At 69.5% G+C, this 14,015-nt stretch carries 13 protein-coding genes and 1 pseudogene; 10 read left to right on the plus strand and 4 right to left on the minus strand.

Annotated elements, in window-relative coordinates:
* Window positions 1-54: 54 nt before the first annotated feature.
* Window positions 55-726, minus strand: coding sequence for a Tat pathway signal sequence domain protein (locus CLV67_RS24950; RefSeq protein ID WP_203737091.1), 672 nt, complete (start codon window positions 724-726; stop codon window positions 55-57).
* Window positions 727-759: 33 nt separating this feature from the next.
* Window positions 760-1,629 carry a hypothetical protein gene (locus CLV67_RS24955; protein ID WP_106322414.1) on the minus strand — a complete coding sequence of 290 codons (870 nt, stop codon included), beginning with the start codon at window positions 1,627-1,629 and terminating at the stop codon, window positions 760-762.
* Window positions 1,630-1,812: 183 nt separating this feature from the next.
* On the opposite strand from CLV67_RS24955, the gene CLV67_RS24960 reads away from it, so the two are divergent.
* The 4 genes and pseudogenes from CLV67_RS24960 to CLV67_RS24975 all read left to right on the plus strand — a co-directional run.
* The gene (locus tag CLV67_RS24960; RefSeq protein WP_239166306.1) at window positions 1,813-2,550 is read left to right on the plus strand and encodes a TetR/AcrR family transcriptional regulator; all 738 of its coding nucleotides are present in this window, start codon (window positions 1,813-1,815) and stop codon (window positions 2,548-2,550) included.
* A 154-nt stretch (window positions 2,551-2,704) separates the two neighbouring features.
* Window positions 2,705-3,307 (plus strand): DUF6230 family protein, encoded by a 603-nt coding sequence (locus tag CLV67_RS24965; protein WP_106322418.1) that lies wholly within the window; start codon window positions 2,705-2,707, stop codon window positions 3,305-3,307.
* A gap of 2 nt (window positions 3,308-3,309) precedes the next feature.
* Window positions 3,310-3,690: a DUF6114 domain-containing protein gene (locus CLV67_RS24970; protein ID WP_106322420.1), complete on the plus strand. Its 381-nt coding sequence runs from the start codon at window positions 3,310-3,312 to the stop codon at window positions 3,688-3,690.
* A gap of 80 nt (window positions 3,691-3,770) precedes the next feature.
* Window positions 3,771-4,184: pseudogene (locus tag CLV67_RS24975) on the plus strand (FAD-binding protein); the annotation flags it as partial.
* Window positions 4,185-4,190: 6 nt separating this feature from the next.
* Here CLV67_RS24975 and CLV67_RS24980 read toward each other — a convergent pair.
* A complete protein-coding gene (locus tag CLV67_RS24980; RefSeq protein ID WP_106322422.1) occupies window positions 4,191-5,207 on the minus strand; it encodes a LacI family DNA-binding transcriptional regulator in 1,017 nt (338 codons plus the stop codon).
* A gap of 140 nt (window positions 5,208-5,347) precedes the next feature.
* Here CLV67_RS24980 and CLV67_RS24985 point away from each other — a divergent pair, with 140 nt between their 5' ends.
* From CLV67_RS24985 to CLV67_RS25005, 5 genes are read left to right on the plus strand one after another with little or no spacing between them, the layout of a single operon-like run.
* Entirely contained in the window at window positions 5,348-6,652 is a 1,305-nt protein-coding gene (locus CLV67_RS24985) for an extracellular solute-binding protein (protein WP_106322424.1), read from the plus strand.
* 8 nt (window positions 6,653-6,660) lie between these two features.
* Entirely contained in the window at window positions 6,661-7,605 is a 945-nt protein-coding gene (locus CLV67_RS24990; protein WP_203737089.1) for a carbohydrate ABC transporter permease, read from the plus strand.
* Window positions 7,605-8,435 carry a carbohydrate ABC transporter permease gene (locus CLV67_RS24995; protein ID WP_106322426.1) on the plus strand — a complete coding sequence of 277 codons (831 nt, stop codon included), beginning with the start codon at window positions 7,605-7,607 and terminating at the stop codon, window positions 8,433-8,435. Before CLV67_RS24990 ends, CLV67_RS24995 begins: the two co-directional genes overlap by 1 nt.
* 12 nt (window positions 8,436-8,447) lie before the next feature.
* Window positions 8,448-9,671: an ABC transporter ATP-binding protein gene (locus tag CLV67_RS25000; RefSeq protein WP_106322428.1), complete on the plus strand. Its 1,224-nt coding sequence runs from the start codon at window positions 8,448-8,450 to the stop codon at window positions 9,669-9,671.
* Complete coding sequence (locus CLV67_RS25005) at window positions 9,668-11,218, plus strand: glycoside hydrolase family 13 protein (protein ID WP_106322430.1); 1,551 nt, start codon at window positions 9,668-9,670, stop codon at window positions 11,216-11,218. The genes CLV67_RS25000 and CLV67_RS25005 overlap by 4 nt, the downstream gene beginning before the upstream one ends.
* A 273-nt stretch (window positions 11,219-11,491) precedes the next feature.
* Here CLV67_RS25005 and CLV67_RS25010 read toward each other — a convergent pair whose 3' ends face one another.
* Window positions 11,492-12,610 carry an aminopeptidase P family protein gene (locus CLV67_RS25010; protein WP_106322432.1) on the minus strand — a complete coding sequence of 373 codons (1,119 nt, stop codon included), beginning with the start codon at window positions 12,608-12,610 and terminating at the stop codon, window positions 11,492-11,494.
* 145 nt (window positions 12,611-12,755) lie between these two features.
* Here CLV67_RS25010 and CLV67_RS25015 point away from each other — a divergent pair, with 145 nt between their 5' ends.
* Window positions 12,756-13,997 (plus strand): threonine/serine exporter family protein, encoded by a 1,242-nt coding sequence (locus tag CLV67_RS25015; protein WP_106322434.1) that lies wholly within the window; start codon window positions 12,756-12,758, stop codon window positions 13,995-13,997.
* Window positions 13,998-14,015 lie beyond the last annotated feature (18 nt).

Below are 14,015 nucleotides of genomic sequence, written 5' to 3' on the forward strand. Positions count from 1 at the left end.
GGTGGGGACCTGAGGCCCGTGAGTCACCCCGCTGCCGGCGAGCGCCGGTGGGCGTCAGTTGACGAAGACCGGTGCGGCGGCGGAGTCGACGACCGGGGTGTACTTGGCGGTGAAGTAGCCGTTGGCGACGCAGGCCGCCGGGCCGCTGCTCTTGTTGAACTTCTGGTCGGTGAAGCTGATCGAGTTGTCGGTGTTGTCGGCGACACCGCTGATGGCGTTGCCGTCGGCGACGAAGTTGCAGGTCACCGTGCCGAGCAGGGTACGCAGCACGAGGGTGGCGGAGATCTGGGCGGTATCGGTGCCGGCGACCGCCACGGTGCCGTCGCTGGCGACCGTCGTGGCGTACGGCTGGTTGTTGACCGCCACGCTGTTGACGCCGAGCACGCCGATGACCCCGGTGACGGTGCAGTCGGCGAGGCCGATGGTGGAGCCGAGAGCAGCCGCACCGGGCGCGGCCGGGTTGTCGTTGACCACGGCGCTGAAGCTGGACGTGTTGCACTTCATGCCGTTGGCCCCGCCCGGGGCCGTGGCGAACACGGCCTGGCTGCCCGTGGCGATGCCGGCCGAGATGGTGTCACCGACCGCGACGGCCGTGCCGGCGGGCGTGCCGCTGGTGAGGACCGTGTCGTCGTCGGCCAGCGCCGGCGCGGCGGTCAGCAGGACGGCGGCGAAGCCGGTCACGACGGCGACGGCGATGCGGCGGGTGTGCAGGGGAGTGCTGTGCATGGGGGTGCACCTTCCAGGAGAGGGATGAGACATCTAGGAGGCGTTCAGCGCCTTGGTCAGGTCGTCGAGGCTGGGGGACAGCGCGAAGGCGGTGTCGTTGCCGCTGAACACGACCGCGTTGTGGCCGGCCGCCGACGGCAGGCCGAAGGCCAGGTTGATCAGCGGGTCGAGGGTGCCCGGGATGAGGCCGCAGCCGTTGGCCCTCGGTACCGCGTACGCGTTGTCGAGCAGCGTGGCGCCGGTGAACCCGACGGCGAGGGTCTCGTAGCCGTTCGGGTCGTTCTCGATGGTGAGCGTGCCGGGGTCGCCGGTGGCCGGCTGGTTCGGCGGGGGCGGGCTGGTGGTGCCGGTGGTCGGGCTGAACCTGATCGGGCTGCGGTCCGAGCCGATGTAGCACTTGGTGCCGAACAGCGCGTTGCGCAGGCGCAGTTTGATCGGCAGGACGAACACGGGGGTGTCGGTGCCTGTGGCGAGCGGGATGAACTCGGTGATCGGCCCGGCCAGCTCGACCTGGGCGTACACGCTGGTCACGCCGGGGATGAGGTTGGCGATCCCGGGCAGGGTGACCTCGAGCGGCTTCGCCACCAGGGTCTTGCCGCCGGCCGCCGGAACGGTCGAGTAGACGTTGGTCTGTGAGCCGTCGGGCAGGTCGCGCACGGGTGCGCCGGCGGGCCAGTAGACGCCGAACTGGACGGTGATCGGGTCCTCGAACTCGACGGTCGTGGTGCCGATCGTGATGCTGCCGCCGTTGGTGACCGACTGGACGCAGCCGACCTGCAGGTTCGTGGGGTCCTTCATGGTGGCGGAGGTGAGCGGGCAGTTCTCCAGGCCCTGGTAGGGAGCGGGGATCCCGGTCCCCAGCAGGAGCGCGGCGACGAAAGCGGTGAGCTGTGACGCGGGCATGGCGCCACCCGGCCTTTCTTCTCAGGGGTGGCCCGGCCGTTTCCGCAGCGTTCCGGGGCTTGATGCAGAGGTGATGGGGCTTGATACGGAGGTGATACTGGGGGAATCGCTTCGCACGCCATCGAGGTCCGTACCTCCCGGTATGAGAAACCCCGGCGGTATGTCATGTCAAGACATTGGGGGATGTCAATGGTTGATGCCGTGGTCAGCCCGCTTCCCGGCGCTCGGACGGGTCGCGATCCGGCTCGGGCGATCAAGCGCGGCCCGCGGTCGATGACCCCCGAGGCGGTCGCCGCGACGCAGCGGGAGCGGTTGTACGACGCGCTGGTGCACACGGTCGCCGAGAAGGGCTACGTCAGCGCCCGGGTGAGCGACATCTGTGCCGGGGCAGGCGTGACCCGCCCCGCGTTCTACGCGCTGTTCGCCGGCAAGGAGGACGCCTTCCTGGCGACATACCGGCACGGCACCTCGGTGGTGCTGCGGCTGATGGACGACGCCTACGCGGAGGCGGACGACTGGCGTACCGGGGCGCAGGCGGCACTGAAGGTGCTGCTCGACGTGCTGGCCAGCGTGCCGGCGTTCGCGGTGATGGCGATCGTGGAGATCGACGCGGCCGGGCCGGTGGCGCGACGTGAGCGCACCGAACTGCTGAGCCGGTTCGGCCGGTTCTTCACCGATGCGCCGCCGGTGCCCGACGGACTGGTCGACACCGTGGTGGGCGGGGTCTACGCGGCGATCTACGGTCACGTCTCGACGGGCCGGGTGGCCGGGCTGCCGGACCTGTTGCCGATGCTCAGCTATTTCATGATGGCGCCGTTCCTGGGACGCGACGGTGCGGCCGACGTGTCGACCACACCGCCGGCCGGAGATCGCGTGGTGGCGCCCTGCGCGGTGTCAGATACCGACGGGGTTTTTCACTGACGGGAATGAGCGTTCAAAGGCTTGACGCCTTCTGTTACTGGGGCGTAACTTCGCCGCAATCCATCGAGCTCTGCCAATTGCGTTGACCGCCGGGCGGTATCCGCAGTACCGCGCCGGTGCGGTCGACCGTGCTCGCGATGCGGAAGGAGTACGCATGTCCACACGTCACGGCCACACCCGCTGGCGCCGGTTCACGGCGATCATGGCGGGCGGTCTCGGGATCGCCGCCGGACTGATCCTGCTGACCGGGCAGGGGGTGCTCGCCGCGTCGTTCTCGATCTCCGGCATGCCCTTCGTGGTCACCTCGCCGAAGCTGCACGGGTATGGCTTCGCCCAGTACGCCGAACTCGACCAGATGGCGCCGGGCAGCCCGAACGAGGGCGACACCGGTGGGCAGGTCGTCGTGATCGTCTCCGCCATCCGCGACGCCGAACTGGACGGGCTGTGCCAGAGCATCGAGCTCGGTGGCGTCTACCTGAAGATCACCGCGGGCAGCCCGGCCAACAAGGTCAAGGCCGACACCCTCGTGGTCGACTCGGACGTGATCACCGCCAACGCCGACTTCAAGACGATCGACATCGGACAGGACGCCAGCACGCTGGACCGGGTGCCCGGCAAGAAGGGCGCGATCGGGGTCTTCGGCCAGCAGGCCGAGGAGGTCACCCTGACCAACCTGCGACAGAACAACTACGCCACCACGGCGGCCAGGTTCTACCTGCCGAACCTGCGGATGGCCTTCACCTCGGACGGCTGCTGATCATGGCCGAGGCCGGTGTCGAGGCCGAGGCCGTGAAACAGGCCTGGCGGCACGGGCGGCCGTTCTGGGGCGGCCTGTTCGTCCTGCTCGGCGGCCTGGAAATCCTGTTCACCGTCTGGGCGCCGCTGGGTGTGGTGCTGCACGTCGGTATGCAGAACTTCATCGGCTATCTGATGCCGATCGTGATCATCCTGTGCGGCGCACTTCTCTGGTTCAGCCCCGCCCAGCGGGTCTTCTACTCCCTGATCGCCCTGGTGTGCGGGCTCGCGTCCTGGCTCACCTCGAACATGGGCGGTTTCATCATCGGCCTGCTGCTCACCCTGGTCGGGGGAGCGCTGGCACTGTCGTGGACTGCTGAGAACCGGCGGGCCGAGAAAGCGTGAGCAAGCGGGGACAAGTCAGCCGCCGGCAGGCGCTCGGTGTGGCCGGTGGCATGGTGGCCGGCGCGGCGATCGCCCAGGCGGGCTACGACACGCTGGGCTCGGTCACCGCCTCGGGCTACGACTACTCGTGGTTCGTCACCACGCAGAAGATCGTTGACAAGGAGTTCGCGCTGTCCGGTGCTGAACAGAATCCGGATCTCACCGGCAAGAACCTCTGGCTGCTGCTGAGCCGGGTCTGGCAAACGCCCGAGCCGATCCGGAAGTTCCAGCAGTACGACCCGCAAGACCCTCGGCGGGCTCCAGACCAACCGTCAGGGCCAGGTCCTGGGCGCCTCCGGCAACCCGATCCCGGTCTCTACGCGGCCGGCGAGGCGGCGGGCTTCGGCGGAGGCGGGGTGCACGGTTACCGATCTCTTGAGGGTACGTTCCTCGGCGGCTGCCTGTTCTCGGGACGTGCCGCCGGTCGCGCCGCCGCGACGGCGACGGCCGGATAGCGGCCGTCAGCGGCGTGGCGGCGCGGTCGATCCGCGTACCACCAGGCGGGTGGGAACGGTGGCGCCGTCCGTCCCGGACCCACCCGCCAGCAGCTCCAGCAGCATCCGCCCGGCCAGCACGCCCTGCTCGAGCACCGGCTGCGCCACCGTGGTGAGGTCGGCCAGCTCCGCCATCGGGTGATCGTCGATCCCCACCACCGACATGTCCTCGGGGATCCGCAGACCGGCCCGCCGCAGCGTGCGCATCGCCCCCAGGGCCACCTCGTCGGAGTGGGCGTAGACCGCGGTCGGCGGCTCACGCAGGCTCAGCAGCCGGGCCATCGCGTCGGCGCCGCTGAGCCCGCCCCACGGAACCGTCACCACCAGCTCCGGGCCGGCGGGCAGGCCGGCGTCGGCCAGCGCCGCCCGGTAGGCCAGCGTGCGACCGGGCAGCACCGGCCAGCCGGGCTCGGCCGGGTCGATGGCGGCGATCATGCCGATCCGCCGGTGTCCGAGAAAGATCAGGTGATCGACGGCCTGCCGCCCCGCTGCGGCGTCGTCGATGGACACGTACGGATAGTTCTCCACCTGGCCGCCGGCCGCGACGATGTGCACACCCATCAGCTCGAGCCGGTCGCGTTCGGCGTCGTGCACAGGCATGCCGAGCACCACGACCGCGTCGACCTTGCGCCGGGCCGGCAGCCGCTGGAAGAAGTCGCGCCGGTCGGCCGCGTCACCGACGTGGTAGAGCAGCACGTCGAGGCCGCCCTCGCGGAGCACCTGCTCCAGACCGTCGAGCAGGGTCGCGAAGAACCAGCGGGAGATGTGCGGCACCACCACGGCCACCCGGCCTGTGACGCCGCCGGCGAGCCGTGACGCCTCCGGCGAGATCACGTAGGACAGTTGCTCGGCGGCGGCCAGAACCCGGGCGCGGGTCCCGGCGGCGACGTGCGGATGGTCGCTCAACGCCCGCGAGGCGGTCGCCATCGACACGCCGGCACGGCGTGCGACGTCGGCCATGTTCACCCGCGCACGTGGGGGCACGGGCGCAGCGTAGCAACCGCTGGAAGCGTTTCCGACTACGCAATGTGTGCACATAGTGACACTTGACGTGAGACGCAGATCACATCAAGGGTGAAATGCGCAAGCGATTCCAGATGCACCTTCATTGACGAAGGGACGGCATGGTGCTTGAGAGGAAACCACGCCGGTGGGCATACGGGTCCGCGCTGGCCCTGTTCGCCTCGGTCCTGTCCGGATGCGGGAGCGGTGACGGCGGACCGAACACGCTGACGTACTACATCGCCGACGCTGCCCAGGAGGACGTGGCCACCCGGTGCTCCGCCGAGTCCGGCGGGGCGTACACGTTCAACATCCAGCGACTGCCCAACACCGCGGCCGGCGGGCGCGAACAGCTCCTGCGCCGGCTCGCCGCCGAAGACCGTTCGATGGACATCGTCAGCGTCGACCCGCCGTTCATGGCCGAGTTCGCCAACGCCGGGTTCCTCCGGCCGTTCACCGCCCAGGAACGCCAGGAGTTCTCCACCGGCGTGCTCGAGGGCCCGCTGGTGCAGTCGACGTTCCGGGACACGCTCTGGTCGGCGCCGCTCTACGGCAACACGCAACTGCTCTGGTACCGCAAGTCGGTGCTGCAGAAGGCCGGTGTCGACCCGTCGGCCGGGCCGGTCACCTGGGACCAGCTCATCCAGGGCGCCACACAGGCCGGCGTCACGGTGGCCGCACAGGGCCGCCGGAACGAGAGCCTGATGGTCTGGGTCAACGCGCTGGTCTCGTCGGCCGGTGGTTCCATCCTTCAGCCGGGCTCGGAGAACGTACCGGCCAACCAGGTCAAGGGCGGCCTGAACACCGAGGCAGGTGCGGCAGCTTCCCGGATCATGCACGACCTCGCGGTCTCCCCGGCCGCTCCCGCCGGGTTCAGCACGGCCGGCGAGGAGGACTCCCGGGCCGCCTTCCAGGCCGCCGACGGCGGGTTCATGGTCAACTGGCCGTACGTCTGGGCCGCCTTCGACGCAGCGATCGAGGAGGGCTCGCTCCCGGCGAACTTCAAGGACGACGTCGGGTGGGCCGCCTATCCGCGGGTCGACGCGGGCACCGAGAGCGCCGCTCCGTCGGGTGGTCTCGGCCTGTCGATCAGCGCGTTCAGCGGCCGCCAGGACCTGGCTGTCGAGGCGATCCGCTGCCTGGCGAGCGCGCAGAGCCAGATCGAGTTCATGAAGACGGCCGGCAATCCGGCCGCGCTCGCCTCCGTCTTCGACGACCCGGGGATCCGCGAGATGTTCCCGATGGCCGACCAGATCCGTGAGGGCCTCGACGCGGCGACACCCCGGCCCGTCAGTCCCTACTACGGCGACGTCACCGGCTCGATCCAGACCGCGTTCCACCCGCCGGACTCGCTGTCACCGCAAACCACGCCGAAGGACTCCAACGACCTGCTCGAAGACGTCCTGTCCAACAAGAGACTGATCTAGGAGCGGCCGTGAGCACTGTCGAAGCACCGCCGCGCGAACCCGCCGCCGCACGTCGTCCACGCCGGATCCGGCTGACCGACCGCGCCCGGCACGAACGCAACCTGGGCTGGCTGCTGGCCGGGCCGGCGTTCATCGCGATGGTCGCGGTGACCGGATACCCGATCCTCAACGCCCTGTGGCTGTCGATGTTCGACTACCGCCTGACCGACCCGGGCGGCCGGGAGTTCGTCGGTCTCGGCAACTACGCGATGATCCTGACCGACGGGCTGTTCTGGCAGCAGTTCGGCATCACCTCGCTGATCACGATCGTGACCGTCTCGGTGGAGCTGGTTCTCGGCTTCGCACTGGCGATGGTCATGCACCGGGCGCTCTACCTGCGCACACCCCTGCGCACCGCGATCCTGGTGCCGTACGGCATCATCACCGTCGTCTCCGCCTACGCGTGGACGTACGCGTTCAGCAACACGTACGGCTTCGTGAACCCGCTGTTCGGGCTCGGCGACTTCGACTGGTTCGGCGGCACCTGGTCGGCGCTGTTCACGGTCTGCGTCGCCGAGATCTGGAAGACCACGCCGTTCATGTCGCTGCTGCTGCTCGCCGGCCTGGCCCAGATCCCCGACGACTACCTGGAGGCGGCCAAGGTCGACGGCGCCAAGGCATGGCAGCGGGTGAAACGGGTGATCCTGCCGAACATGAAGGCCGCGATCATGGTGGCGCTGCTGTTCCGTACCCTCGACGCCTTCCGGATCTTCGACAGCATCTTCATCATGACCGCCGGCGCGCAGGGCACCGAGACGCTGTCCTTCCTGGCCTATCGCCAGACGATCAGCCGGGTCATGGTCGGGCTCGGCTCGGCGGTCAGCGTGATCCTGGCGATTCTGGTCGTACTCATCGCGGTGTTGTTCGTGAAGGTCTTCAAGACCGACCTGTCGCAGCAGAGGGGTGAGCGCTGATGAAGACCAGCCGCCGGACCCAGGTGTTCTGGATCGTCGGCGCGATCCTGATCATCGCCTACGCGATCATCCCGGTGCTGTGGATCGTGTCGCTGTCCTTCAAGGAGGGCGACGACATCACCAACAACTCGTTCCTGCCGACCGTGTGGAGCTGGGAGAACTACAAGACGGTCTTCGCGTCCGACCTGTTCACCACGGCCCTGCGCAACTCGGTCGGGATGGCGCTGATCGCGACGACGATCTCGGTGATCCTGGCGACGCTCGCGGCGTACGCCATCTCGCGGTTGAATTTCCCCGGCAAACGCCTGGTGCTCGGGGTCGCCCTGGCCATCACGGTGTTCCCGGTCATCGCGATCGCCACGCCGTTGTTCAACCTGTGGCGCACACTCGGCCTCTACGACACATGGCTCGGGCTCATCATCCCGTACCTGTCGTATTCGCTGCCGCTGGCCGTGTACGTGCTGGCCGCGTTCTTCCGCGAGATCCCGTGGGAGATGGAACAGGCCGCCCAGGTCGACGGGGCCACCGCCTGGCAGGCGTTCCGCCGGGTCATCGTGCCGCTGGCCGCGCCGGGCGTCTTCACCGCGGCGATCCTGACGTTCTTCGCCGTCTGGAACGACTTCGTCTTCGGCATCACGCTCACCTCCAGCGAGGCGGCCCGCCCGGTGCCGGCCGCGCTCGCGTTCTTCCAGGGGGCCTCGCAATTCTCGCAGCCGACCGCCCCGATCTCGGCCGCCGCCGTGGTCGTCACCATCCCGGTGGTCATCCTCGTGCTGCTGTTCCAACGCAAGATCGTGGCCGGTCTCACCAACGGCGCCGTGAAGGGCTGAAAGGAAACCGTGATGGCAGCCATCGAGATGCGCAACATCGTCAAGGAGTACGGTGACGGCTTCAAAGCGGTCAACGACGTCAGCCTCGACATCGCCGACGGCGAGTTCATGATCCTGGTCGGACCGTCCGGCTGCGGCAAGTCGACCCTGCTGCGCATGATCGTCGGCCTCGAGGACATCACCTCCGGGGACATGGTGATCGGCGGCAACCGGGTCAACGAGAAGGCGCCGCGTGACCGGAACCTGTCCATGGTGTTCCAGAACTACGCGCTCTACCCGCACCTGACCGTCTTCGAGAACATCGCCTTCCCGTTGCGGCTGCAGAAGGGACTCGCCGAGGAGGACATCCGCCGCCGGGTCCAGGACGCGGCGGACATGCTCGAACTCAACGAGCACCTGGAGCGCAAACCGGCCAATCTCTCCGGCGGGCAGCGCCAGCGGGTGGCGATGGGCCGCGCGATCGTCCGTGAGGTCAACGCGTTCCTGTTCGACGAGCCGCTGTCGAACCTCGACGCCAAGCTGCGCGGCCAGATGCGTACCGAGATCTCCCGCATGCAGCGACGCCTCGGCACCACCACCGTCTACGTCACGCACGACCAGACCGAGGCCATGACCCTCGGGGACCGGGTGGCGGTGCTGCGGCGGGGCTTCCTGCAACAGGTCGCCTCACCCAGGGAGTTGTACGAGCAGCCGGTCAACATGTTCGTGGCCGGGTTCATCGGGTCGCCGCCGATGAACTTCCTGCCCGCCGTGGTGGCCGGCGACCGGCTCAAACTGCCGTTCCTGGAGATCGACGTGCCCGCCGCGGCGGCTGGGAGGGTCACGGACGGGCAGCTGCTGCTCGCCGGGCTGCGGCCGGACCACTTCGAGGACGCCGGCCTGCTCGACGATGTGAAGCGCCAGCGCGGCGCGCTGTTCCGGGCGAGGGTCGACGTCACCGAGTGGCTCGGGGACGCGCAGTACGCGTACATCCCGTTCGAGGCCGGCGACGAGGTCACCAAGCAGCTCGCCGAACTGGCCGCCGAACTCGACAGCGAGGCGCTGCGCACCCAGCTCGTCGTCAAGATCGACGCGATGAGCCGGCTACGGGAGAACCAGGAGGCACAGTTCTGGGCCGACACCCGGCGGATGCACCTGTTCGACCCGCGGACCGGCGAGAACATCACCCGCGACGAGTCGGCGGCGGCCGAACTGGCCCAGCTGGAGCAGGAGAAACTGCAGGAGCGGATGGCATGAGCTGGTGGCGCCACGCGGTGATCTACCAGGTGTACCCGTGGAGTTTCGCCGACTCCGACGGTGACGGCATCGGTGACCTGCGTGGCGTCCGGTCGCGTCTGCCGTACCTGCGTGCCCTCGGGGTCGACGCCCTCTGGCTGAGCCCGTTCTATCCGTCGCCGCAGGCCGACAACGGCTACGACGTGGCCGACTACCGCGAGGTGGACCCCCGGTTCGGCACCCTGGCCGACGCCGACGCGCTGATCCGCGACGCACACGCACTCGGCCTGCGGATCATCATCGACCTGGTGCCCAACCACACATCGTCGGAGCACCCGTGGTTCCGGGCCGCGCTCGCTGCCGCTCCGGGCTCGGCGGAACGCGGACGGTACCTGTTCCGGGACGGGCGCGGACCCGGCGGTGACCGGCCCCCCAACAACTGGACCAGCAACTTCGGCGGCCGGGCGTGGAGCCGGGTCCCGGACGGTCAGTGGTACCTGCACCTGTTCGCGCCCGAGCAGCCCGACCTCGACTGGACGAACCCCGAGGTCCGCGATGAGTTCCACGCAATCCTGCGGTACTGGCTCGACCGCGGGGTGGACGGTTTCCGGATCGACGTGGCCCACGGCCTGGCCAAGGACCCGCAGATGCCCGACCTCGGCGAGGCGCCGGCCCCGAGCGGCGGCCACCCGCACTGGGACGTCGACGAGGTGCACGACGTCTACCGCGGCTGGCGGCGGATCGCCGACGAGTATGAGGGCGACCGGGTCTTCGTCGGCGAGATCTGGGTGCAGACCGTCGACCGGCTGGCGCTCTACCTACGGTCCGACGAGCTGCACACGGCGTTCAACTTCGCGTTCCTGACCGCCGAGTGGGATGCTTCGGCGCTGAGGGCGGCCGTCGACGACAGCCTGCGGGCCCTTTCGTCCGTCGGCGCGCCGGCCACCTGGGTGCTGTCGAACCACGACGTGGTCCGGCACGTGACCCGGTACGGCGGTGGCGACCTCGGTCTCCGGCGGGCGCGGGCCGCGGCGCTGCTCATGCTCGCACTGCCCGGCAGTGCCTATGTCTACCAGGGTGAGGAGCTGGGCCTGCCGGAGGTGGAGGACCTGCCCGACCGGTCACGCCGGGACCCGGTCTTCCGCCGCAGCGGCGGCGCCGAGCCCGGCCGCGACGGCTGCCGGGTGCCGCTGCCCTGGTCAGGCGCCTCGGCGTCGCTGGGGTTCGGCCCCGGGCCGGCCTCCTGGCTGCCCCAGCCCGTGGAGTGGAAGTCGCTGACCGTGGAGCGTCAGAACGCCGACCCTGCGTCGACGCTCAACCTCTACCGCGCGGCCCTGGGCCTCCGCCGGACGGCCTTCACCGGCGACGACCTCACCTGGCTGCCCACCGAACCCGGCGTCCTGGCCTTCCGCCGCGGCGACGGTTTCGTCTGCGTGGTCAACGTCGGCGACGAGCCGGCCCGCCTGCCCGAGGATGCCCGCTCCGGGACCCTCCTGCTGTGCAGCGACCCCCACCTGGCCGGCGGCACGCGTCTCCCCGGCGCCACCGCCGCCTGGTACCGAACCTGACATCACCCCGCCGGCCGCGTTCTGCCCCTGCCGCCCACCGGCTGTGTGGTGATCTGTGCCCACCGGCGAGCCGCAAGTCACCACGCGAGGTGTTGTGCCCGGCTGTGTGGTGATCTGTGCCCACCGGGGAGCCGCAAGTCACCACGCGAGGTGTTGTGCCGGGCTGTGTGGTGATCTGTGCCCACCGGGGAGCCGCAAGTCACCACGCGAGGTGTTGTGCCCGGCTGTGTGGTGATCTGTGCCCACCGGGGAGCCGCAAGTCACCACGCGGGTTCAGGTGACGAGGCGTAGGCGGCGGGGGGCGTTGTTGAGGCGGCGGCCGCCGGTTTCGGTGACCGTCACGATGTCCTCGATGCGTACACCGAAGCGGCCCGGCAGGTAGATGCCCGGTTCGATCGAGAAGCACATCCCCGGCACGAGGGGCTGTTTCTCGCCGGCGACCATGTACGGCGGCTCGTGCGTGGTCAGGCCGATGCCGTGTCCGATGCGGTGGATGAAGTAGTCGCCGTAGCCGGCGTCCTCGATCACCTGACGGCCGGCACGGTCGATGTCCTCGCAGGTAACGCCGGGGCGGACGGCCTCGAAGGCGGTCTGCTGCGCCCGCTTGACGACTTTGAAGACGGAACGTTCCTCCTCGGTCGGCTCGCCGACGTGCACGGTCCTGGTGATGTCCGAGCCGTAGCCGTCCTTGAGACCGCCGAAGTCCAGGACCACCATGTCGCCGTCCCGGATCACCCGCTTGCCCATCTCGTGATGCGGGTTCGCCCCGTTCGGCCCGGAACCGACCACGGTGAAGTCGACCTGTGAGTGGCCGTGCTCGCGCAACAGGTCGGCCAGGTCATGACCGATCGCGGTCTCGGTGCGGCCGGCGAAGCGTACCGAAAGGATCTCCTCGAAAGCCGCATCGGCCGCGGCTCCCGCACCGGCCAGCCGCTCGATCTCGTCGGCGTCCTTGACCGCCCGCAGCATCGGCAGCGTGGACGTCATCGACGTGTACCGCGACTCCCGCAGTATCTCCTGCAGACCCAGCAGGTGCATCGCCCACGCCGAGTCCGACAGCGCATATCGGCCCCGCGGATCGAGCAGGCCCGCCACCATGGCGTACGCGTCGACGCCGTCCTTCCAATCGGTGATCGTCACTGCCGCCGAGCCGGGCGCGGCCGCCGCCTCCGGATGCTCCAGCGCCGGCACGATCAGGTGCGGGTCGTGTCCCGCGCCGAGCACCAGCATGGTGAGCCGCTCGGTGATCGCGGTCGGCCGGTACCCGGTGAAGTACACCAGGTCGGGACCGGGCGTGACGAGCACCCCGGCCAGGCCCGCGTCGGCCGCCTGGGTGACGGCGCGCCGCATGCGGCGGGTGAAGTCCTCGGCGGTGAAGGGGCGGGCCGGCATCACGGGTACCTCCTGGGCTGTCGCCGATGGGGCGGTTCGCACGACGTTGCCAGACTGCGCGGTCGTGCGGGGCCCGGGGATCCTTCGTTCCGGATGATTCCTTCGATCGCCACGATGCCTACCTTGCTGTGCGGAGGAGGGCCGCATGTCGCAGAGGCGAGACCTTCAGGAGTTTCTGTTGTATCTGGGCAGCGGGCTCACGGCCGCGGGGGAGGCGGTCAACCAGATCCAGCAGCATCTGATGCGGGTGGCCACCGCGTACGGGGCGCCGAACGCGCGGGTCAGCGTCTTCCCGACGTTCCTGGTGGTGTCCCTGGACGCCGTCGGTCCGACCACGCAGGAGCCGACCCGGCAGCTCGGCGGCGGTCTCCGGCTGGATCAGACGGCCGAGCTGTACCGGCTGCTCTACGAGGCCGAACAGGGGAAGATCGACCCGGCCGAGGGGATCCTGGCGATCCGGCGGCTGGTGGCCATGCCGTCACGGTTCGGTCCTGCGGTACGGGTTCTCGGGCACACGATCCTCACGGTGGGCATCTGCATGATCCTCATGCCGAGCGGTGGTGACCTGATGCTGGCCGCCCTGTTCGGCGTGATGGTCGGCGTGTTCAAGCTGGCCGGCGGCCGATGGCCCAGCCTGCAGATGATCATGCCGGTGATCGCCGCGTTCACGGTGGCGTCGGTGACGTTCCTGCTCACCGGCTCGGGGTGGGCCGAGACGGACCTGCGGGCCATGGTCGCGCCGCTGGTGACGTTCCTGCCCGGGGCGATGCTCACGATGGCGGTGGTCGAGCTCTCCGCGTACGAGATGATCACCGGCTCGAGCCGTCTGGTCGCCGGGATCCTGCAACTGCTGCTGCTCGCCTTCGGGATCATCGGGGCCGCGCAGGTGGTCGGGGTGCCGCCGCCGGCCGCGCCGCTGGAGACGAGTGTGCTCAGCGGGTGGGCTTCCTGGCTGGGTCCGTTGCTCGTCGGTGTCGGCATCTTCCTGCTGCTGGCCGGCCCACGTAAGTCGCTCGGCTGGCTGTGCCTGGTTCTCTACGCGGGCTGGATCGGTCAGTACTTCGGCAACATGGTGCTCGGCGGCTACATGAGCGGTTTCGTCGGCGCGTTCACCCTGACCCTGGTGGCGTACCTGGTCGAACGGGTGCCGGGCGGCCCGCCAGCGCTGGTCTCGTTCCTGCCCGGGTTCTGGCTGCTCGTGCCGGGTGCGCTGACCCTGATCGGACTGACCGAGTACCTCGGCAAGTCGACCGCGATGGGCGCCGAGGACCTGATCGGCGCCACCGGCTCGATGGTCGCGGTGGCGCTCGGCGTGCTCTGCGGCCACCCGTTCCACCGCGCGCTGGATCGGCTGCTCACCCGGCGCCGGACCGTTCGCCAGGGATGAGGCGCGGCCCGTTGCCGG

It is taken from the genome of Actinoplanes italicus (assembly GCF_003001815.1).
GTDB classification, from domain to species: Bacteria; Actinomycetota; Actinomycetes; order Mycobacteriales; family Micromonosporaceae; genus Actinoplanes; species Actinoplanes italicus.